Consider the following 20655-nt stretch of genomic DNA (forward strand, 5'->3'; position numbering starts at 1 on the left):
TATTATCCAATATTCGGAATAATAAACATTTATTACATCAAAGCAACACCATCCAACATTGACGTCCTATTATGATTGCCTTATAGTTAATTTTTAAAGGGAGCGTCCATGCGTTTGCACCAAGTCATCCTGGCCTGCGCCAGCTTCGCCGCCGCCGGCGCCTTCGCCTCGCCGCAAGCGCCCGTGCCGGGCGCCGATTATCTGGTGCTGGCCACGCCGCAACCGGCACAGGCGGCGCCTGGCAAGGTGGAAGTGATCGAATTTTTCATGTACCACTGCCCCGCCTGTAACGCGCTGGAGCCTAGCCTGGCCCGCTGGGTCAAGGAGAATGCCGCCAGCGTGTCTTTCCGCCGCATCCATTTGCCGCACACGCCGGCAAATGATCCGGAAGCGCATTTGTTCCTGACACTGGAAGCGCTGAAGAAGGAAGAGGCGCTGCACGCGCAAGTCATGCACACCTGGCACGTGGAACGCAAGCGCCTGGCCAGCGACAGCGACAACCTCGATTGGGCGCTGAAAAATGGCCTGGACAAGGCCGCCTTCGAAGGCGCCTACCAGTCGTTTGGCGTGCATACCAAGCTGAAAAACCTGCCCCGCCTGGCCGCCAGCTACCAGGTCGACAGCACGCCCACCCTGATCGTGGGCGGACGCTACCTGACCAATCCATCGATGGTCGCCGGCGCCAACCCGGGCTTGCCGCGCCAGGGCGTGGAGCAGGCGACCCTGCAAGTGGTCCAGGCGCTGGTGGCGAAGGCGAAGCTGGCGAAGTAAATCAGCCGATCAACCCCCTTAGGCCGCTGGCGCGCTGCGTGCGGCGCAGGATGGCGTCGAACAGCACGGCCTGCGTGGGAGAGACCAGCGTGAAAAAGTCGCGCGCGCGCGTGATGCCCGTGTAGACCAGTTCGCGCGCCAGCATGGCGCCGCCTTCCTGCGGCAACACCAGCACAGTATGACGGAATTCCGAGCCTTGCGACTTGTGCACCGTCATGGCGAACGCCGTCTCCACGTGGCGCAAGCGCGTGGCCAGCACGCTGCGCACGTTCTCGCCTTCCAGGAAATACACGCGCAGGGAGCCGGGCCGCGCAGGGTCGCGCAGGGTCAGCCCGATGTCGCCATTGAACACGCCCGTGCCGTAATCGTTGCGCGTGACCATCACGGGACGGCCCACATACCATTCGCTGCGGCGTATCAGCCCTTCCTTTTCCAGCCGCAGCTCGATAGCCGTGTTCAGGCCCGCCACGCCCCATTCGCCCTCGCGCACGGCGCACAGGATGCGGAACGCTTCAAAAGCGTGCAGCACGGCGCGCACCCAGTCGTCGTGCAGCGCATAGCCCTCCTCGCCCGCATTCACCAGTTCCAGGTAGGGCTGGTAGCCGCCCGGCGCGTCGCTCCTGCCGCGCAGGGCCAGGCGCAGCACCTCGTCCGGCTGCGCGGTCACGCTCCACGCCAGCTGGCCGCCGCTGTCGCCGGCGAAGCAGGCCTTCGCCAGGTCCGGCCTGCCGCCGTTCACGGCCAGCGCCAGTTCGCCAATCGGACCGCTGAAACGGTGGCTGTGACGCAGCATCACCGTTTGCTGCGCCAGCGCGCCCGCCGCTCCCGCAAAGGCAGGTGGAATGGCCACGCCGCTGGCCGCCTGCGCATACGCGATGGTGTCGGCCGTATAGCCGCCCGCCTGCGCGTCGTGGCACAAGTCGCCCAGCACGGCGCCCGCTTCCACGGACGCCAGTTGGTCCTTGTCGCCCAGCAGGATCAGGATCGCCGTGGGCGGCAAGGCGTCGAGCACGGACGCCATCATCTCCAGGTGCACCATCGACGCTTCATCGACGATCAGCACGTCGACCTCGAGCGGATTGCCGGCGTGGTGGGCAAAGGTGCGCGTATCGGGCCGCGCGCCCAGCAAGCTATGCAGGGTACGCGCCGCGCCCATGCGCCGCGCCAGTTCCAGCAGGGGCAAGCCTTGATCACCGCGCGCCGCCTTCGCCGCCAAGCCTTCCAGCGCCTTGTCGATCGACTGCTTCAGCCGCGCGGCCGCCTTGCCCGTAGGCGCGGCCAGCGCGATGCGCAGCTGCTCCGGCTGCGGCGAGACGGCAAACAGCAAGGTCAAAAGGCTGGCTACCGTGTACGTCTTGCCCGTGCCGGGACCGCCCGTGATGATGGCCACCTTGCCGCGCAGGGCGACGGCGCACGCCACCTTTTGCCAGTCCGGGCCACCGTCCCGGGTTGGCTGATCGAACAGGATGTCGAGCCATTGCCGCACCTGCGCCAGCAGCGGCGTGTTCAAATCCTGCGCGCGCAAGGCGATTTTTTCGCCCACCAGGGTCTCGTCGCGCCAGTAGCGGCGCAGGTACAGGCGGTCGCCATCGAGCACCAGCGGCTGGCGCACGTCGGCGGCGCCCACCAGCCACACCTGCGGCGCGCGGGCCAGCAGCGCGCGCCAGCCTGCGGCGCTGTCGGGCAGCGGGCCGGAAACGGCCAGCACGCCATGCCACAGCTCCTCGCTCCAGCCCAGCAGCTGCGACGGTTCGCCAGCCAGGTCAGCCAGCATCAAACAGCTGTGGCCCCGCCCTTCCAGCTCGGACAGCACCACGCACGCCACGGCCACGGCGGGCGCATCCGGCGCCTGCTCGTCCAGGCTGGCGATGAAGCGGGCAAAGGCGGCGCTCAGGCGGCGCAGATGGCCATCCTCGGCGACGCCGTCGACATGGGCAAACAAAGCGTTCATCTGTGCGTCATGCTGCATGGTGTTCCGTTTCTTCTAACAGTTGATCGAGGCCGTCCAGCAGTTCCAGCTGCGGCGCCAGCCAGTAGCAGCCATGCGTGTCCGCATTCGCGATACCGCGCAGGAACAGGAAAATGGCGCCGCCCAGGTGTTCGGCCGGGTCGTACGCGTCACCAAGCCGGCTTTTCAGCAGCCGGTGCAGGGCCAGCATGTAGATGGCGCCCTGGATATCGTAGCGGTGCTGCGCCATGCCCGCCGCCAGCGCGGCCGTGTGATAGGCCGCATCGTTGGCGCCCAGCGCATTCGACTTGTAGTCGAGCACCCAATAGCGGCCGTCCTGTTCGATGACCAGGTCGGCAAAGCCTTTCAGCATGCCGTGCAGCTGGCGCCGCGGCAGCACGGGACGCGGCGCGCCGTCGAGCAGCAGGCGCGTGCACAGCTGGTCGAGCGCCCCCGTGGACAAATGCTCGCTGGGGAACCAGAACTCCATCTCGGACAGGGTGCTATCGAGCTGCGACAGCGACGCATCGAGCAGCGGCAGCGGCGTGAGGGCGATTTCCCTGAGCCAGACGATGGCGTCCTCCTGGCGGTGCCCCCAGCCCGCCCGCTCGCAGCGCGCGGCCAGGCGCGTGTCGAAGTGCGCCTCGTGGACGCTGTCAAAACCTTCGCTGCCCATCCATTCGAGCTGCTCGTGCAGGAAATTGCCGGGCACGGAACCGCGCGGGAAGCGGTGCCATGGCGCGTCGCCCGTCTGCAGTGGCGAGGCCGCCGGCACGCCCGTACCATCTTCCAGCAGGGTTTCTTCCAGCGCCCGCTGCGGCACGTGCGCGGCCGCCACGGCGCCGATCTGGCGCGTCAGCGACGTGAAGCTGCCCACCGACCAGTCGCGTTCGAATTCGCCCGCGAACACGGGGGCGGGACGCAATTCAGGACGCCGCTCAACCCGGTCCAGCACCGTGCAGGCGTCGGGCTGCGCCAGGGAAGCCACGTAGATGGCGTCGCAGTCGCCCGCCACCTGCTGCCAGCGCAACGGCAATTGCTCCGCCGGCAGCTTGTCGCCGCCCGTCAGCAGGTAGCCAAGCGCCGATTCGTGCAAGGTGTTCTCGCCCGCCTTGCGCGCCGCCTGGGCGGCCACGCCCAGCCACAGGAAGTGGCGCGCGCGCGTCAGGGCCACGTACAGCAGGCGCAAATCTTCCTCGATGCGCGCTTCCTCGACCGCCGCCATGGCTTCGTCGGACAGGGACAAGTCGAGGCGGCGTTCGCCTTTGTCATCCGCATAGTCGAAGAAACTGCGGTTGCGCTTGTCCACCTTGCGCGCCGTGACGGCAAACGGCAGATACACGAGCGGGTATTCGAGGCCCTTGGATTTGTGCACGGTGATGACTTTCACCAGCTCCGCATCGCTTTCCAGGCGCAGCACGCGCTCGTCGCCACCCTCGCCTTCGCCGGCGATCTGTTCGGCCAGCCAGCGTATCAGCGCCTGTTCGCCATCGAGCTGGCGGCTGGCCGATTGCAGCAGTTCGGCCAGGTGCAGCAGATTCGTCAAACGCCGCTCGCCGCCCGTCTGCTGCAGCAGCATGGCGGGCAATTGCAGCTCGTGGATGAAGCGGCGCAGCATGGCCAGCACGCCCTGGCGCTGCCAGATCAGGTGCAGCGCCTTCAACTGCTCGACCCGGCGTTCCCATTCCAGTTCGTCGCTGGACAGGCGCGCCAGCTCGCCCAGCGACAGGCCGATGGTGCGCGTGGCAAAGGCGGCGCGCGCCAGTCCCCCGTCGAGGGGGTTGGCCAGCGCCGCCAGCCAGCGCAGCACGTCTTGCGCTTCCTCGCTGTCGACGACGGAATCCTTGTCGGACAGGTAGACGCTGGCGACCCGGCGGCGCGCCAGCGCGCGGCGGATGGCCGCCGCTTCCTTGCGGTCGCGCACGAGGATGGCGACGTCGGCCGGCTGCAGGCGCGTAAAACCGTCGGGGCCATCGAAGCCCGCCTGCGGGTCGCCCAGCATGGCGACGATGTGCTCGGCGCAGTGCTGCGCGAAATACTCGCGGTAGCTGTCGCCGCGCAGCCCTTCATCGCTGGCGCAGGCGGCCAGCAGGGCCGGCAGCGGGCCGCCGGCGTTCACCAGGTGCTCGGCGCGGCCCTTGGCGTCGACGGCCTCGAACGGCAGCGGATTTTCATTCCCTTTGCGGTAGCGGAAGGCGCCAAGCGGCACTTCGGCGCGCTCGGCATGCAGGAACAGCTGGTTGACGGCCGCCACCAGGGGCGCCGTCGAGCGGTAGTTGGTGCCCAGCTGGTAATGGCGTCCAGTCGTCGCACGCCGCGCCGCCAGGTAGCTCTGGATGTCGGCGCCGCGAAAACCGTAGATCGACTGTTTCGGGTCGCCGATCAGGAACAGGCCCAGGGCCGGGTCGTTGTCGGCGATGCGGTACAGCAGGTTGAATATCTGGTACTGGGCCGGCGCCGTATCCTGGAATTCATCGACCATCGCCAGCGGATACTGGTCGATGATGCGCTGGCGCAGGGCCGCGCCATTTTCGCCGGCCAGCGCGTCGTGCAGCCGTTGCAGCATGTCGGCAAAGCCGAACTGGCGCGACTGGCGTTTTAACTGATCCATGCGCCGCGCGATGGCCGCCGCCGCATGCAGGTGCAGCTTGTGCGCCAGCGGCGTAAGGGCGGCCAGGGCGATGCCCAGCGCCTCGGTATGTTCGAAGCACTCGGGCACCTGCGCCGTGAAACTCTTGGCAAACGCATCCTCGATGCCGAACGGCGTCAATCGTTCCCACGCCTTGGCCGTGATGGCCGGCTGCAGCAGCAGCGGGTCCTGCGCCCACTTGCGCAAGCCGTCGAACCACTTCGCCAGGTTTTCCGGCTTCATCTTGACGCCGTTAAAACACTTGGGATTGGCGGCGCGGTGGTCATTGATCCAGGCAGCCATCCGGTCCACGCGCTCGACCCAGCCCGCCTTCAGAGTGGCCAGCTGCGCGGCCAATGCCCGCTGTTCGCGCGCGATCAGCGCGGACAGCGGTTCTTCCTGCGCCATGCCCATGATGTCCGCGCGGCGCGCCAGCTCGCGCGCGCCCTTCTTCAGCGCCCCCACGTCGGACCAGCAGGCCAGCAGCACGTCGAGTGCCTGCGGCGGCAAGGGATAGACTTGCTGGCGCCAGTAATCGTGGGCCGCATCCTCGAACAGGGCTTGCTCGTCGCTGACCAGCTCTTCGTCGAACAGGCTGCCGCTGTCGAACGCGTGCTCGCGCAGCATGCGCTGACACCAGGCGTCGATGGTGAAAATGGCCGCTTCGTCCATCGTCTCGGCGGCCAGCATCAGCCGGTGCGCAGCCTTTTGCCGTTCGCTTTCCTCCGGATAGGATTCCAGCAAGGCGTCGAGAAACGGGTCGCTGCCGCCGGCTTCCATGCCAACTTCGCGGCGAAAATAGGCAGCCGCCTCGATCAGGCGCTCGCGCACGCGGTTCGACAATTCGCGCGTGGCGGCGCGGGTAAATGTCATCACGAGGATGTCGGCCGGCAGCAGGGGACGCGTGAAACGGCTGTCGTCGTCGCCATGCCCCAGCACGAGCCGCACGTACAGCGCGGCGATGGTCCAGGTCTTGCCCGTGCCGGCCGAGGCCTCGATCAGGCGCGAGCCGTGCAGGGGGAACGCCAGGGGGTTGAGCAGATGGCTCGTCATTGTTCTTCTCCCGCGCCGTCATCGGGCGCGCTGATCGGGTCGATGGTGATGTGTTCTTGCAGCCAATCGGCCAGCGGGCCATACAGCTCCCGCGTGCAGTCCTGCCACGCTTCTTCGGCGGCCAGCGCGGAAAACTCGGGCCACAGGCGCGCCAGGCACAGTTCATCGCGCTCGCCCGAGATATCGAAGCCACCATCGTAGACGGCGCGCGGATCGCCCTGCTGCACCAGCGCCAGCCCCGTCTTGCACGCCGTGGGCAGCGGATGGTTCATGCCTTCGCGCCACAGCGCCAGCAAGGTGGCCAGCGCGGCGCGCGAAGCGGCAGGGTCGAGCGGCGCCATGCTGACGATGGCGTCACGCGCCACCAGGTAGCCGGTAACGGGGAAGTCCAGCGCAGCGGCGGCCAGCTGGCGCAGCCACATCAGCATCAGCTTGTCGCCGCGCGCCTGGCCGCCCTTGTCCGTCACCTTCGAGGAAATCTGCATCAGCCAGGCCGTTTCCCGCCCGTTGCTGCACAATTTGTCGAGCCAGTCGTCGATCTGCACTTCGCCAAACGGCAGGTTGATGGCGCGCTTGTCGGCCGCGTACGGGAACGAGGCGCGCAAGGACAGCCACGCGCTGCGCACGGGCACCAGCGCCTCGACCAATTGCGCCTGCACTTGCTGGCCGATCAAGCCGATGGGCAGCACGCCTTCGCGCGCCAGCTTCGCTGCGCGCGCTTCCAGGCTGGCGCGCACGTCATCGAGCGCTTCGACGGCGCCGCCGTCATCCAGCATGGTGTCTTCCAGCAGATAGCGCTCGAGCGCATTCAGGCCAAACGGCTCTTCATCCTCGCCCAGCATGGCCGCGTCGGCAAAATACACGCTCAAGCGGCGGCGGAAAAAGTATTTGACGGGCTGGCGCAAAAAGCTGGCCAGCTCGCCCAGCTTCAGCCGCGTGCCGGGATCGAGCTCGTAAGGGCCCAGCGGCAGCACGGCAGCCTGCGCATCCGCATCGGCATGCGCGACACGCCATTCGCGCGCATACGTGAGCAAGCCATCGGCCTCGAAATAGCGGCGGCTGAACGGCTGCAGCGCATGCTCGGTGGTCAGCGATACCAGGTGCCGGTCCAGCGACCAGCCGGCGGCCAGGTAATCGCGCAGCTGCGACACCAGCACGGACGGCGGCTGCTCGGAATTGTCGCGCACATTGCGCCCCACCCAGCTCACATACAGCTTGTCGCGCGCGGCCAGCAAGGCTTCCAGCATCAGGTAACGGTCGTCGTCGCGGCGCGAACGGTCGCCCGGGCGCGCCATGCCGGGCAGCGCCAGCAAGTCGAAATCGGCCTTCTGCGCTCGGCGCGGGAAATCGCCATCGTTCATGCCCAGCAGGCAGACCACGCGGAACGGCACGGCGCGCATCGGCATCAGGGTGCAGAAAGTCACGCCGCCGGAGACGAATTGATGGTTCAGGGTCGGCTCGTCCAGCGCGCCCAGCCACGCCACGCGCAGCACGGACAGCGGCACCGGCTCGACGAAGCCCGCGTGTTCGCAGGTTTCCAGCCAGCCCTGCAAGGCGCCTTCGAGCTGCGCCAGTGTCAAACGGTCTCCCTCGTCGTCGGCGTCGAAAAAAGCGACCAGCAGCGCGCGCGCCTGCACGCCCCACTCGGCTGGCGTGCGCGCGCCAGCCAGCACCGTGCGCCAGTACAGCAGCGCCTCGACCAGTTGCGCCAGCGAGCCCGCCAGCGCCGCATCGAGGCCGCCCACTTCCGCATACGGCTCGATGCCGCCAAAGCTGGCGCCACTGCCGCTGGCATAACCGAGCAGCATGCGCCGCACGCCGAAGATCCACGCATTCTGTTCCCCGGCCGCACCCAGCCCCAGGCCGGCGCGGTGTTCCTGGTCCAGGCCCCAGCGCACGCCCGCCCCTTCGATCCAGGCGCCCAGGGTGGCCAGGTCGTCCGGCTGCAGGCCGAAGCGGGCCGCCAGCGCGGGCACGTCGAGCAAGTCGCGCACTTCGCTCTGGCGGCAGCGCTGCTGCGGCAGCTGCAGCAGCCACTCGAGCGCGACGAGCAGCGGATTGACGCTGCGGTCCTTCACGTCGCCGATCTCGAACGGGATGAAGCGCTCGTCATTGCGCCGGTACTGGCCGAAGACGGCGTGGATGGCGGCCGTGAAGGTGTCGATGTCGGGCACCATCACCACCACGTCGCGCGGGCGCAGGCCCGTTTCGGCGCTGTGCGCGAACATGGCCAGCAGCTGGTCGTGCAGCACTTCCACTTCGCGCTGCACGCTGTGCGCCACGTGAAATTCGATCGAGCGGTCGCCTGGCTCGGGCGGCACCTGCTCATGCTCGGCCAGCGGGCGCAGTTCGCGGATGGCCACCTGCACCTGCTGCAGCAGGGTCTCGCCCGTTTCCTCGCCAAACAGGTCGATGCGCAGGCTGTCGTCGCGCCCCTCGGCTTGCGCGTGTTCGTCGAATTCGTCGAGCATGCGGATGAAATCGCGCCCTTGCCTGCCCCAGCTGGCCAGCAACGGGTGGCTGTGCGCATGCAGCGCTTCGAGCGGAATCTGCGCCAGGTCGGTGCCGTTGCGCTGCCGCTGGCGCTTGTTTTGCGCGCGCAGCAAGTCGCGCCCGTCGATGATGTCGCCCCAGTAGAACTGGCACGGATTCGGCACGGCCAGCACCACCTGCGTGTGGCGCGCCAGCGCGGCCAGCGCCTGCAAGGTCTGGTACGGCAAGGCCGACACGCCAAACAGCACGACGCGGCGCGGCAGCTTGCCGGCAGGCGCATCGCCGGCGGCAATCGCCGCCAGGAAGGCGTCGTGGATGTCGGCGCGGCCCGTGTCGCGCTCGAAAGCCTCGACGTCGCTACCCACGGCGCGCCACAACTGCGCCTGCCAGCGCTGGTCTTCCTTCAAGACGATAGCTTCGCCGCGGGCCGTGCGCAGCTGGTCGCGCCCCGCCGCCCAGTCGGCCAGCCAGTCGGCGCGGTAGACCTGGTACTGGTCGAACAAGTCGGCCAGGCGTTCGGCCAGCTGCAGCCGGCGCTCGCTGTCGCCATCGGCAAGGAAGTAGCGCAGCGGCGCGAATACCGGGTCGGCCAGCAAGGACGGCAACAGGCGCATCAAACGCCAGGTCAGCGGGGATTTATCGAACGGCGACACGCGCGGCACGCGCTCGCGCCCCAGCATGCCCCGGTAGCTTTCCCACAGCAGGCGCGCCGGCAGCGCGATGCGCGTGGCGGCGCACACCCCCATCTCCTCGGCCAGGGCGATCTTCAGCCATTCGGCCACGCCGTTCGACTGCACCAGGAAGATATCCGTTTCCAGGGGCGCCAGCGGATGCTGGCGCAGCCACTGGAAGACGGTGGCGCGCAGCTGTTCCAGCTGGTTGCCATGCAGGATGAGGAGGCCGGGCGTGACGGGAGTATGCATGCTGATCCGATGGGTTGCCGCGTCTCGGGCCGGGTGGCCGGAGACGTCAAACGCGTATTATCGCCGCTGCCTGCGTCAGGGAGCGTCGCTGGCGGCAAATTCCACGGAAATTTGTTCCGCCACCTGCGCCAGCGCCGGCCCCAGGGCCGTCAGCAGGGCGCGCGCCTGCTGCAAGTCGCCGCCCAGGCGCAAGCCTTCGATCGACGCGCACAGGCCGGCAAAGGCATGGGCGCCAACGGCCAGCGCCGACGATTTGCTGCGGTGGCCCAGGTCGGCCAGGCGCCCCAGGTCTTCCAGCGCCATGGCTTGCTCCATTTCGGCGATGCCGTCGCGCGCCGTGTCGAGAAACAGCTGGGTGTATTTGCGCATCTTCACGGGATCATTGCTGAACGTGAGCGCCAGGGTGGCCAGGTCGAGGATGGCCGTATCGCGCAAGTCCGGCGAGGCGGCCGATGGCGGCGCTTTCGGCACCGCCACCAGCCTGTCGCCCGCGCGCGCATGACCGATGCCGCCAATCCCGCCACGCAGGCGAAACCATTTCGCCAGCAGGTGGAACAGCAGATTCGGGGCGATCGGCTTGGTCAAAAATTCGTCCATGCCGGCCGCCAGGCAGCGGGCGCGGTCTTCGCTGCCCGCATTGGCCGTCATGGCGATCACCAGCAGGCCGGCAAGCTGCGGGTCGGCGCGGATGCGGCGCGTCGCCTCGAAGCCATCCATCTCCGGCATCTGCACGTCCATCAGCACGCAGTCGTAGCGCCGGTGGGCCAGCAATTCCAGCGCTTCGCGGCCATTGCAGGCGACGCAGACGGTGGCGCCTGCGTCTTCCAGCAATTCGCAGCCCACCTGCTGGCTGAAGACGTTATCTTCCACCAGCAGGATGGATGCGCCGCGGATCACCCCCAGCACTTCCGGTTCCACTTCGGCGATGCGCTCGTCGCTGGCCTGCGCGCTTTTTTCCAGGCGTGCCGTGAACCAGAAGGTGCTGCCCAGGCCAGGCTGGCTGTACACGCCCACCTTGCCCCCCATGAGCTCCACCAGCTGCTTGCTGATCACCAGCCCCAGGCCGCTGCCGCCATACTTGCGCGTGGTCGACGGGTCGGCCTGGTGGAAGGAGCGGAACAGCTGCGCCATCTCTTCCTGATTCATGCCGATGCCGCGGTCCTGCACTTCGAAGCGCAGCATGCCGTGGCTGCCCCGCTCCTCGGACTGGCGCACGCGCACGAAGATGCTGCCATTGTCGGAAAACTTGATGGCGTTGCTGGTCAGGTTCAGCAAGACCTGCTCCAGGCGCAGCGGGTCGCCGCGCCAGCGCTGCGGCAGTTCCGGCGCGATATCGAACTGCAGCGCCAGGCCCTTGACGACGGCCGCGTCGCCCAGCTGGCTGGCGATGTTCGCCAGCAGGGTATCGAGACGGAAGTCCAGCACTTCCAGTTCCAGCTTGCCCGCCTCGATCTTGGAAAAGTCGAGGATATCGTTGATCAGGCCCAGCAAGTGCTGGCCCGAATGGAAGATTTTCTGCAGATAGTCGCGCTGGCGCGCGTCGGCCACGGATTTCAGCGCTAGGTGCGCCATGCCGATGATGCTGTTCATCGGCGTGCGGATTTCATGGCTCATGTTCGACAGGAAGTCGCTCTTGGCCTGGCTGGCCGCGTCGGCCTGTTCCTTCAGGCGGTGCAGTTCCGTCACGTCGGTGGACAGGCCGATCAGGCCCGTGACGGGACCGGGCAAGCCCAGCGGCACCTTCACGCTCCACAGGTGATGCACCTGGCCCTGCGCATCGACGAAGCGCTCCTCGCCGACGAACTTGGCGCCGCTGTCGAACACCTGGCGCTCCGTGCGCTGCACGGACGCCGCCGCATCGCCAAGCATCAACTCGCCATCCTGGCGGCCGATCAGCTGCTGCACCGAACGGCCCAGTATCTTCGCCGTGCGCGCATTCACGTAGCGGTAGCGCAGGTCGGCGTCCTTCATGTAGACGTAGGCGTCGACGCTGTCGAGCACCGTATCGAGCAGGGTGCGCTGCGCCACCGCGTTGCGGCGCGAACGGTACAGGGTAAAGATATAGCCATAAATGAGCAGGGTGCCGGCCACGCCGACGGCCAGCGCCAGCCACGGGAAATAGCGGTCGAAGGGGCTGTACAGCTCTGCCTTGCGCACGCGGAAATGGGCTTTCCACAGGCCGCCCTGGTACGCCACGGGCAGCACCTGGTCGAAATAGTCGGCATCGCTGCCCGGTTGCGGCGGCGTCGCCGCCAGGTCGCCGTCATCGTTGAACAGCAGGCGGTCCTGCGGCGTGATGCGCAGGGCGCCATCGGCGGGCGTCGCGTCGGCGGCGCTGTACAGGGTCAGGTGCAGCGGCTCCAGCGCGCTGCGTTCGAGCGCGCTGTGCACCAGCTGCGCCACGCCAAAGCCGATGCCGACGGAACCCTGGTAGGCGGCGCGGCGCTCGGCCACACTGCCTTGCGGCATGCCGTTGCGGTACACGGGCAGGCGCATGCCCAGGCCCACGTGCGCGGGCGGCCCCTTGATCATGATCACCTGCCCAGACGCGCTGACTTCGCCGCTGTCGCGCGCCTGCGCCAGGGACTGCGCCACCAGCGGGTTGGCGCCGATATCGACGCCCATGCGTTCGGCCAGCAGGGAATCGGGTTCCAGATAGGTGAGCACCGCGTATTCCGGCCGCTCCCCCGCAGGACGGATGGTGAAGGCGGGATAGCCGCGCGGCGCCAGGCTGGTGTCGCGGCGCACGGCCTCGATGAAGGCCGCGCGCTGCGCCGACGGCACGGCCACCGCGTAGTTGACCGATTCGATGGCCGGGAACTGGCGCGCGATATCGAGGCCGGCCACGTAATCGTGAAACTGCCGGCGCGTCAGCTGCTCGCTCGTGCGAAACAGGGCTTCGAGGCCGCGCAACAGGTCGGAATAGCTTTTTACGCGCGTGATCAAGCTATGCTGGGCGCCATGCGTGAGGTTGTCGAAACGCTGTTCGGCATCGTCGTCGACCGTGCGCGCCGCGCCCGCATACAGGGCGCCGCCCACCGCCAATGCCAGCAGCAAGCCACCCGCCCATATCCTGATGCCTGATCCCGCCCCGCGCTTGCTCAAAGTGTGCATTGTCGATCGCTTATTCCGGTTTCCTTGAATGTGCGGCGCCCCGGCCGCCCAGCAAGTACGAGGATACTATCAAAGCCCCTGTGCGACGCACCTGTACATGAAAAAAAGCGCGTTCGATGGTTGCCCTGGAAAACACCTGGCGCCTAGGCACCCCGCAACGCCCCGGCCAGGAAGTCGCAAAAGGCGCGCACCTTTTCCTGCACGTGGCGTCCGTCGGGCGTCAAGGCATACACGCCGCGCCTGGCCATGCCGTGCGACGGCAGCACGCGCACCAGGGCGCCGCTGGCCAGCAGCGGCGCGGCGACGAACGACGGCAGCGCGCCCACGCCGATGCCCGCCGCCAGCATGTCGGCCAGCAGCAGGCTGCTGTCGGCGGAAAAGCGCACGGGCAGGACGATGCTGCTGCTCCCTTCCGGGCCGTCCAGCTGCCAGACGCCGGGGCTGTCGGCCAGGCGGTAAGCCAGGCAATCGTGGCCGTGCAAGTCCTGCGCCAGCCGGGGCGTGCCGCGCCGCGCCAGATAGGCGGGAGATGCGCAAATCATTTGCTCGACATCGCCCAGGCGGCGCGCCACCAGGGACGAATCGGCCAGCGCGGCGCGGATGCGCAGCGACACGTCATAGCCCTCGCCCACCACGTCGCGCAGGCGGTCGTCCAGGGTCATCTCGATTCTCACTTCCGGATGGCGCGCCATGAACACCGGCAGCAGCGGCGACAGCACCTTCAGGCCAAACGACAGCGGCGCATTCACGCGCAAGCGCCCCGCCACCTTGCCGGTGCAGCCGCGCGTGGCCAGTTCCAGCGCGTCGATTTCATCGAGCAGGCGGCAGCACTCCAGATAATAGGCGCGCCCGCCGTCCGACAAACTCATGCGCCGCGTCGTGCGCACCAGCAGCACCGTGCCCAGATGCGCCTCCAGCTGGCGCACCTGCTTGCTGATGGCCGCCGCCGACTGGTTCAGGTCCAGCGCCGCCTTGCTGAAGCTGTCGCGCTCGACCACCTTGCGAAACACACGCATGTGCGCCAGGACATCCATGATTCTTTCCTTGCAGTTGAATATCTTATTATTTTATCGCTGATTATCATTGAAATTGAAAATAATATGATGGCGGCTTCTTCATTCATGTCACGCAAGGAGTACCCCATGTTCAAACCATCCGCCACCCTGGCCACCCTGCTGCTGGCGCTGCTGGCCGGCGCAGTGCAAGCCGCCCCGGCCACCGCCCTGCCCGACGTGGGCATCAGCCCCTGGGGCCCGCAAGATGAAATCGGCCGCCTGAACCTGATGACGCCAGCCTCGCGCGCCGCCATCCTGGCCCGCATCGACGGCGGCAAGAGCTACGACCTGGCCGTCGATTTCTATGTCGGCATGCCCAGCTGGCAGGCGGCAGGCGATCCGCCCTACCAGATGTGGATGACGCACACGCCCAAGGGCAATGTGGTGGCCGATTCCATGCACGTGGGCGACGCCATGAACCGCCACGTCAGTTACACGGGTTCGGCCGTGTCCATGTATGCGCACATGGGCACGCATATCGACGCGCTCAACCACTTCGGCCTGAACGGCAAGATCTGGAACGGCTTTACGGAAGAGCGCTACCTGGGCGACCGGGGCTGGACGGTGACGGGCGCGGAAAAGCTGCCGCCCATCGTCGCGCGCGGCGTGCTGATCGACGTGGCCGTGGCCAAGGGTTTATCGCAACTGCCCGACAACTACCGGGTCACGCGGCAGGATTTGCGCGCCGCGCTGGCGCACCAGCAGATCACCCTGGAAAAGGGCGACGTGGTGCTGATACGCACGGGCCGCATGCAGCACTATGAGCAGGCGCAGGCTTACATGGCGAATCCGCCCGGCCTGTCGCTCGATGCGGCGAAATTCCTCGTGGAAGACGGCGGCGCCATGGTGGTGGGCGCGGACAACCTCAGTTTCGAGGCGTTTCCCTCCGAAGTGGCGGGCAACTACCTGCCCGTGCACACCTACCTGCTGGCGCAGCAGGGTACGCCCATCCTGGAACTGGTCGACCTGGAAGGCTTGTCGCGTGACAAGGTCTACCAGTTCGCCTTCATCGGCGCCTCCCTGAAATTCCGCGGCGGCGACGCGGCGCCCATCCGTCCCGTGGCCCTGCCGATCCGCTAAATCACACGGTCGCGGCCAGCAAGGCGCCATGGTCGTCCCAGGCATCAGCGCAGCGCACCACCTCGCCCACGACGATGATGCTGGGGCTGCCCAGGCCGCTGGCCAGCAAGTCGGCGGGCAAGGCTTGCAAAGTGCTCAGCAACTGGCGCTGCGCCGGCAAGCTGGCCGACTGCACCACGGCCACGGGCGTGCCGGGCGCCATGCCGCCGGCCAGCAAGCCCGCCTGGATGGCCGCCACCCGGGCCACGCCCATGTAGATGACGAGGGTGAGCTTGCTCTGCGCCAGTGCTGCCCAGTTCGGTTCGGAGGCGCTGTCCTTGCCGTGCCCCGTGACGAAGATGGCGCCCTGGCTCCAGGCCCGGTGCGTGAGCGGCACGCCGATGCCAGCCGGCGCGGCCAGGCCGCTGCTGATGCCGGGTATCACCTCGACGGCCACGCCGTGGCTGCGCAGATAGGCGCGCTCCTCGCCGCCCCGTCCGAACAGATAGGGGTCGCCCCCTTTCAGCCGCACCACGTGCAGGCCGGCGCGGGCTTCGGCCAGCATCAGGCGCTCGATGAAGGCTTGCGGCGTGGAAGCACAGCCGCCCCGCTTGCCCACCTCGACCACGCGCACGCCGGGCGCCGCATGCGCGAGGATGGCCGGATTGACGAGATCGTCGATCAGCACCACGTCGGCCCGCGCGATGGCCTTCACGGCCTTGATGGTCAGCAAGTCCGGATCGCCGGGACCGGCGCCGACCAGGGTCACGCTTCCAAGTTGCGCCATGATGAACTCTCCAATCAGAAAAAATGGCCGATGGCAAACGATGCCGCGTACGCTTCCGGTGCGCTGCCGTCCCACACGACGCCGTCGCACAGGGTCGAGCTGCGCAGCGGTGACGACGGCAAGGGCGTGGCCGTCATTTCCGCCGCCTGGCGATACAGGTCGATGCGGTTGACTTGCCTAGCCACCGCCAGGTAATCGGGTTCGTCGCGCAGCAAGCCCCAGCGCCGGTGCTGGGTCATGAACCACATGCCGTCCGACAGGTAGGGGAAATTGACGGCGCCGGCGCCATAAAACTTCAAACCGTGCGCCTCGTCCCACGTCTTGCCCAGGCCATCCTGATAATGACCGAGGATGCGCGGCGCCAGCGTTTCCTGCGGCGTATTCAGATAAGCAGGCTCGGCCAGGGTGGCCGCCATGGCCAGCCGGTTGGCATCGCTGGCATCGATCCAGCGCCCCGCCTCGAGCACGGCGGCGATCAGGGCGCGGCAACTGTTCGGATGCTGGTGGGCAAACGCGGCGCTGGTGCCCAGCACCTTGCCCGGATGGTCGGGCCAGATGGCGCCGCTGGTGGTGGCCGTCACGCCCACGCCATCGACGATGGCCTTGTAACCCCATGGTTCGCCCGCGCAAAAACCATCCATCTGCCCCGCGCGCAAGGCGGCCACCATCTGCGACGGCGGCACCGTCATCACGCGCGCGTCGCGCAGCGGATCGATGCCCTGCGCGGCCAGCCAGTATTGCAACAGCATCGCGTGGTTGCCGGTCGGGAAAGTATGCGCAAACGCAAAGGGCCGCGCCGCGCCGCGCATGTGCCGCGCCAATGTGGGGCCATCGTGGGCGCCCTCGCGCGCCAGCGCCGCCGACAGGGTGACGGCCTGGCCGCTGTGATTGAGATTCATCAATACGGCCATGTCGTGCCGCTGCCCGCCAATGCCCATCTGCACGCCATACACGAGACCGTACAACACATGGGCAGCGTCGAGTTCGCCGCTATTCAATTTGTCGCGCACGCCGGCCCACGACATCTCCCGGCTCAGTTCGATCTTGATGCCATATTTTTCATCCAGGCCCAGCTTTGAAGCCATCACCAGCGAGGCGCAATCGGTCAGCGGCAGGTAGCCGATGCGTATCGTCTGTTTTTCCGGCTGCAGTGGGCGCGTCGGGTGGGCATTGGCGCCCGCTTGCTGTGTCATACCATTCCTTGCTGATAAATACTGTTTTGCCGTGCCGACATGGGCAAGGTCATGCCCATCCAGCAGCAAGGACCGTGCCTGTGCATGCCCTGTCCCAGGCAGCTGGAAGCGCACCGGAATGGTGCACTGCACCAGCATGTGTCAGGAAATGGACGATTCATCCCAGCAAGTCCTCCACGTCGAGGATGCGCTGGGCAATGTCCGCCAGCTTGAGTTTCTTGTTCATGGCCATGCTGCGCAAGCGCTGGTAAGCCTGGTCTTCCGTCAAGCCGTGATGCGTCATCAACAGGCCCTTGGCCCGTTCGATCACCTTGCGCTCAAACAACTTGTGCCGCGTGTCGAGCAATTCGGCGCGCAATTTTTCTTCCTGGCGAAAGCGCGCCAACGCCACGTTCAGCACGGGCAAGATGCGCTCGGCATGCAAGCCGGCCACGATATAGGCGGACACGCCGGCCGCCATGGCCGCGTCGATGCTGGCCGTGGCGCCGTCTTCGGTAAACAGCACGATGGGGCGGCGCTCGTCGCGCGTGGCGATGACGATGTGCTCGAGCACGTCGCGCGCATCCGATTCGGCGTCGATGATGATGAGGTCAGGCTGCAGTTGCGCGATGCGCTCGGGAAGGTAGAGGTCGGCTGGCAGGGAGGCGACGATGTCGAAACCCGATTCCAGCAAGCCGATGCGCAGGGCATTGCCGCGCTGCACCTGGGCAGCCAGGGCCGCATTCTCGTGCACGCCGTGCTCGACAATGGTGTTGACGACAACGATGCGCAAAGGCTGGGTACGGCTGGACGTCATGGGAGCGATCTGCAATGGCTAAACAATTAACCATTGCAGTAAGCAAGAAGCGAACCAGCCGGTTTTACAGCGGATTTTACTTCAAGGTCGGCATGGCAAACTCCGCCCCGGCCGCCGTCGAGGCCGGCCAGCGCTGCGTGACAGCCTTCTGTTTCGTGTAGAAACGCACGGATTCCGGGCCATGCGCGTGGTGGTCGCCGAACAGGCTGCGCTTCCAGCCGCCGAAGCTGTGGAAGGCCATCGGCACGGGGATCGGCACGTTGACGCCCACCATCCCGACTTGCACCCGGTGCGTGTACTCGCGCGCCGTATTGCCGTCGCGCGTGTAGATGGCCGTGCCGTTACCGTATTCGTGCGCGTTGACGAGGTCCAGCGCGGTCGTAAAATCGGGCACGCGCACGATGCACAGCACGGGACCGAAGATTTCCTCTTTATAGATCGTCATCTCCGGCGTGACATGGTCGAACAGGCTGCCGCCGAGGAAAAAGCCCTTTTCGTGGCCGGGCAAGACGAAGCCGCGCCCGTCACTGACCAGCTTGGCGCCTTCCTTGACGCCCGTGGCGATGTAGCCGGCGATCTTCTCCTTGTGCACTTGCGTCACCACGGGGCCCATTTCCGCTGTTAAATCCATGCCTTGCGTGATTTTCAGGGCCGCGATGCGCGGCACCAGCGCCTCGACCAGTTGATCGGCCACATTGCCGACCGCCACGACGACGGAAATGGCCATGCAGCGCTCGCCGGCCGAACCGAACGCCGCGCCCATCAGGGCGTCGACCGTCTGCGGAATGTCCGCGTCCGGCATGACGACCATGTGGTTTTTCGCGCCGCCCAAGGCTTGCACGCGCTTGCCCTGCGCGCAGCCGGTGGCATAGATATACTCGGCAATCGGCGTGGAACCGACGAAACTGACGGCGCGCACGTCCGGGTGGTGCAACAAGCCATCCACGGCTTCCTTATCTCCCTGCACCACATTGAAGACGCCGTCCGGCAAACCGGCGTCCGTCAACAGCTGCGCCAGCAGCAGGCTGGCCGACGGGTCGCGCTCCGACGGTTTCAAGACGAAGGTATTGCCGCAGGCGATCGCCATCGGGAACATCCACATCGGCACCATCACGGGGAAATTGAACGGCGTGATGCCGACGCACACGCCCAATGCCTGGCGGATCGACCAGGCGTCGATGCCACCGGCCACTTGCTCCGAATATTCTCCCTTCATCAGCTGCGGGATGCCGCAGGCAAATTCCACCACTTCGATGCCGCGCGTCACTTCCCCTTTGGCATCCGTGAACACCTTGCCGTGCTCGGCCGTGATCAGGGCCGCCAATTGATCCGCATGTTCTTCCAGCAACTCCTTGAACTTGAACATGACGCGGGCGCGGCGCAGGGGCGAGGTTTGCGACCAGGCGGGAAAGGCCGCATGGGCGGCGGCCACGGCCGCGTTCAGCTCGGAAGGCGTGGCCAGCGATACTTTCGCCGTGACGGCGCCCGTGGCGGGGTTGAAGACGTCGCTGATGCGCTCGGAGCGCGACGCCATGGAGTTGCCACCAATAAAGTGGCCGATCATCGGGGTAGTCATTGTCTTGTCCTTGTTATTTCGTCATCAGCCAGTCATGGGCCGGGTCGTTTTTAAAGTGCCACACGCGTTTCGGGCCGGCCATCACGTTCAGGTAATAGCCATCGTAGCCATACGGCACGGTGACGGGGTGGTAACCCCTGGGCACCATCACCACGTCGTGGTTTTCCACGGCCATGGCTTCGTCGATGCTGCGGTCGTCCGTGTAGACGCGTTGGTACGCAAAGCCCTGCTCGGGATTGAGGCGGTGGTAGTACGTTTCTTCCAGCGAACTTTCCAGCGGGATATTGTCGCTGTCGTGCTTGTGCGGCGGATAGCTGGACGAGTGGCCGGACGGCGTGACCACCTCGACCACCAGCAAGCCATCGGCCTCGGCTGTCTGCGGCAGGATGTCGCACACATAGCGGGTATTGGCCCCCTTGCCGCGCACGGAGCGCGTCATCGACTGCGGGTCGATCAAGCGTGCCGGGCGGTGGGTGGTGGCCGGTGCACTGCACAGCGCCACTTCCGCGTCGCCCACGGCCGTGATGCCGACCGTGGTTTCCAGCGGCACATACACGGCGTAGGGCGAGACATCTTCAAACACGCTCTGGCGATTGCCGATGGCTTCCCAGGTCTGCCCGCCCGCCTGCACCGTCACCGTGCCCGTCAGCACGACGAGGCACAGTTCGCGGCGGCCCGTCTCCAAAGTCAGCTGTTCGCCTGCCGCCAGCCGGTGCGCGGCAAAGCCCACGTGCGTCCAGCCGGCCGACTCTGGCGTCACTTCGACGATGGCGGAACCGGCCCTGGCCTTGACCAGCAGCGGGCTCATGCCGCCTCCCGCCCCAGGCGGGGAATCGCGTCGACCAGGCGTGCCAGGTAATCGTGGCCCATCTTGGCGTACTGATAGCTGGGGGCCACGGCCGGATCTTGCTCCGCCTCCACCACCAGCCAGCCTTCATAACCGTGCAGATACAGGCGCGTCAGGATGGCCGGAAAGTCGATGCTGCCGTCGCCGGGCACGCTGAAGGCGCCATTGATGACGGCCTGCAGGAAACTCCAGTGGCCATTTCTCGCCAGTTTCACCACATTGGGGCGCACATCCTTGCAATGCACGTGGCAGATGCGATCGATGTGCTTGTTCAAGACCGCCAGCGCGTCGCCGCCGGCAAAGGTGATGTGGCCCGTGTCGAACAGCAAGCCGACTTGCGGCCCCGTCAAGGCCATCAACTGGTCCACGTCGGCCGGCGTTTCCACGTAGGCGCCCATGTGGTGGTGGTAG

The 20655-nt window shown here is 66.7% G+C and carries 13 protein-coding genes; 2 read left to right on the top strand and 11 right to left on the bottom strand.

Features of this window, described 5'->3' with window-relative positions:
• Nucleotides 1-108 precede the first annotated feature (108 nt).
• The gene (locus O0881_RS28015) at nt 109-771 is read left to right on the top strand and encodes a thiol:disulfide interchange protein DsbA/DsbL (RefSeq protein WP_289913930.1); all 663 of its coding nucleotides are present in this window, start codon (nt 109-111) and stop codon (nt 769-771) included.
• A 1-nt stretch (nt 772) separates the two neighbouring features.
• On the opposite strand, the gene recD is transcribed toward O0881_RS28015, so the two are convergent.
• The 5 genes from recD to O0881_RS28040 form a co-directional block, all read right to left on the bottom strand.
• A complete protein-coding gene (gene recD, locus O0881_RS28020) occupies nt 773-2740 on the bottom strand; it encodes an exodeoxyribonuclease V subunit alpha (RefSeq protein ID WP_289913933.1) in 1968 nt (655 codons plus the stop codon).
• On the bottom strand, nt 2730-6401 hold the full coding sequence (gene recB / locus O0881_RS28025) for an exodeoxyribonuclease V subunit beta (RefSeq protein ID WP_289913935.1): 3672 nt from the start codon (nt 6399-6401) through the stop codon (nt 2730-2732). Before recB ends, recD begins: the two co-directional genes overlap by 11 nt.
• A complete protein-coding gene (recC, locus tag O0881_RS28030) occupies nt 6398-9817 on the bottom strand; it encodes an exodeoxyribonuclease V subunit gamma (protein ID WP_289913936.1) in 3420 nt (1139 codons plus the stop codon). The genes recB and recC overlap by 4 nt, the downstream gene beginning before the upstream one ends.
• Nucleotides 9818-9892: 75 nt before the next feature.
• On the bottom strand, nt 9893-12931 hold the full coding sequence (locus O0881_RS28035; protein WP_289913937.1) for a CHASE domain-containing protein: 3039 nt from the start codon (nt 12929-12931) through the stop codon (nt 9893-9895).
• A 143-nt stretch (nt 12932-13074) separates the two neighbouring features.
• Nucleotides 13075-13965, bottom strand: a complete 891-nt coding sequence (locus O0881_RS28040; protein WP_289913939.1) for a LysR family transcriptional regulator — start codon at nt 13963-13965, stop codon at nt 13075-13077.
• A gap of 108 nt (nt 13966-14073) precedes the next feature.
• Between O0881_RS28040 and O0881_RS28045 the strand changes: the two genes are divergently transcribed.
• Nucleotides 14074-15066 (top strand): cyclase family protein, encoded by a 993-nt coding sequence (locus O0881_RS28045; protein ID WP_289913940.1) that lies wholly within the window; start codon nt 14074-14076, stop codon nt 15064-15066.
• A gap of 1 nt (nt 15067) precedes the next feature.
• Here the strand turns inward: O0881_RS28045 and cobA are convergent, their stop codons facing one another.
• The 6 genes from cobA to O0881_RS28075 form a co-directional block, all read right to left on the bottom strand.
• A complete protein-coding gene (gene cobA, locus O0881_RS28050) occupies nt 15068-15832 on the bottom strand; it encodes a uroporphyrinogen-III C-methyltransferase (protein WP_289913941.1) in 765 nt (254 codons plus the stop codon).
• Nucleotides 15833-15846: 14 nt separating this feature from the next.
• On the bottom strand, nt 15847-17025 hold the full coding sequence (locus O0881_RS28055; protein WP_289913942.1) for a CmpA/NrtA family ABC transporter substrate-binding protein: 1179 nt from the start codon (nt 17023-17025) through the stop codon (nt 15847-15849).
• 157 nt (nt 17026-17182) lie between these two features.
• A complete protein-coding gene (locus tag O0881_RS28060; RefSeq protein ID WP_099664422.1) occupies nt 17183-17821 on the bottom strand; it encodes an ANTAR domain-containing protein in 639 nt (212 codons plus the stop codon).
• A gap of 76 nt (nt 17822-17897) precedes the next feature.
• On the bottom strand, nt 17898-19397 hold the full coding sequence (locus O0881_RS28065) for a CoA-acylating methylmalonate-semialdehyde dehydrogenase (RefSeq protein WP_289913944.1): 1500 nt from the start codon (nt 19395-19397) through the stop codon (nt 17898-17900).
• A gap of 13 nt (nt 19398-19410) precedes the next feature.
• The gene (iolB, locus tag O0881_RS28070) at nt 19411-20205 is read right to left on the bottom strand and encodes a 5-deoxy-glucuronate isomerase (RefSeq protein WP_289913945.1); all 795 of its coding nucleotides are present in this window, start codon (nt 20203-20205) and stop codon (nt 19411-19413) included.
• Nucleotides 20202-20655 (bottom strand): TIM barrel protein (locus O0881_RS28075; protein WP_289913946.1); only part of this gene is annotated, 454 nt, incomplete at its 5' end. The genes O0881_RS28075 and iolB, both read right to left, overlap by 4 nt.

The organism is Janthinobacterium sp. SUN100 (assembly GCF_030397705.1).
Lineage (GTDB): Bacteria > Pseudomonadota > Gammaproteobacteria > Burkholderiales > Burkholderiaceae_D > Janthinobacterium > Janthinobacterium kumbetense.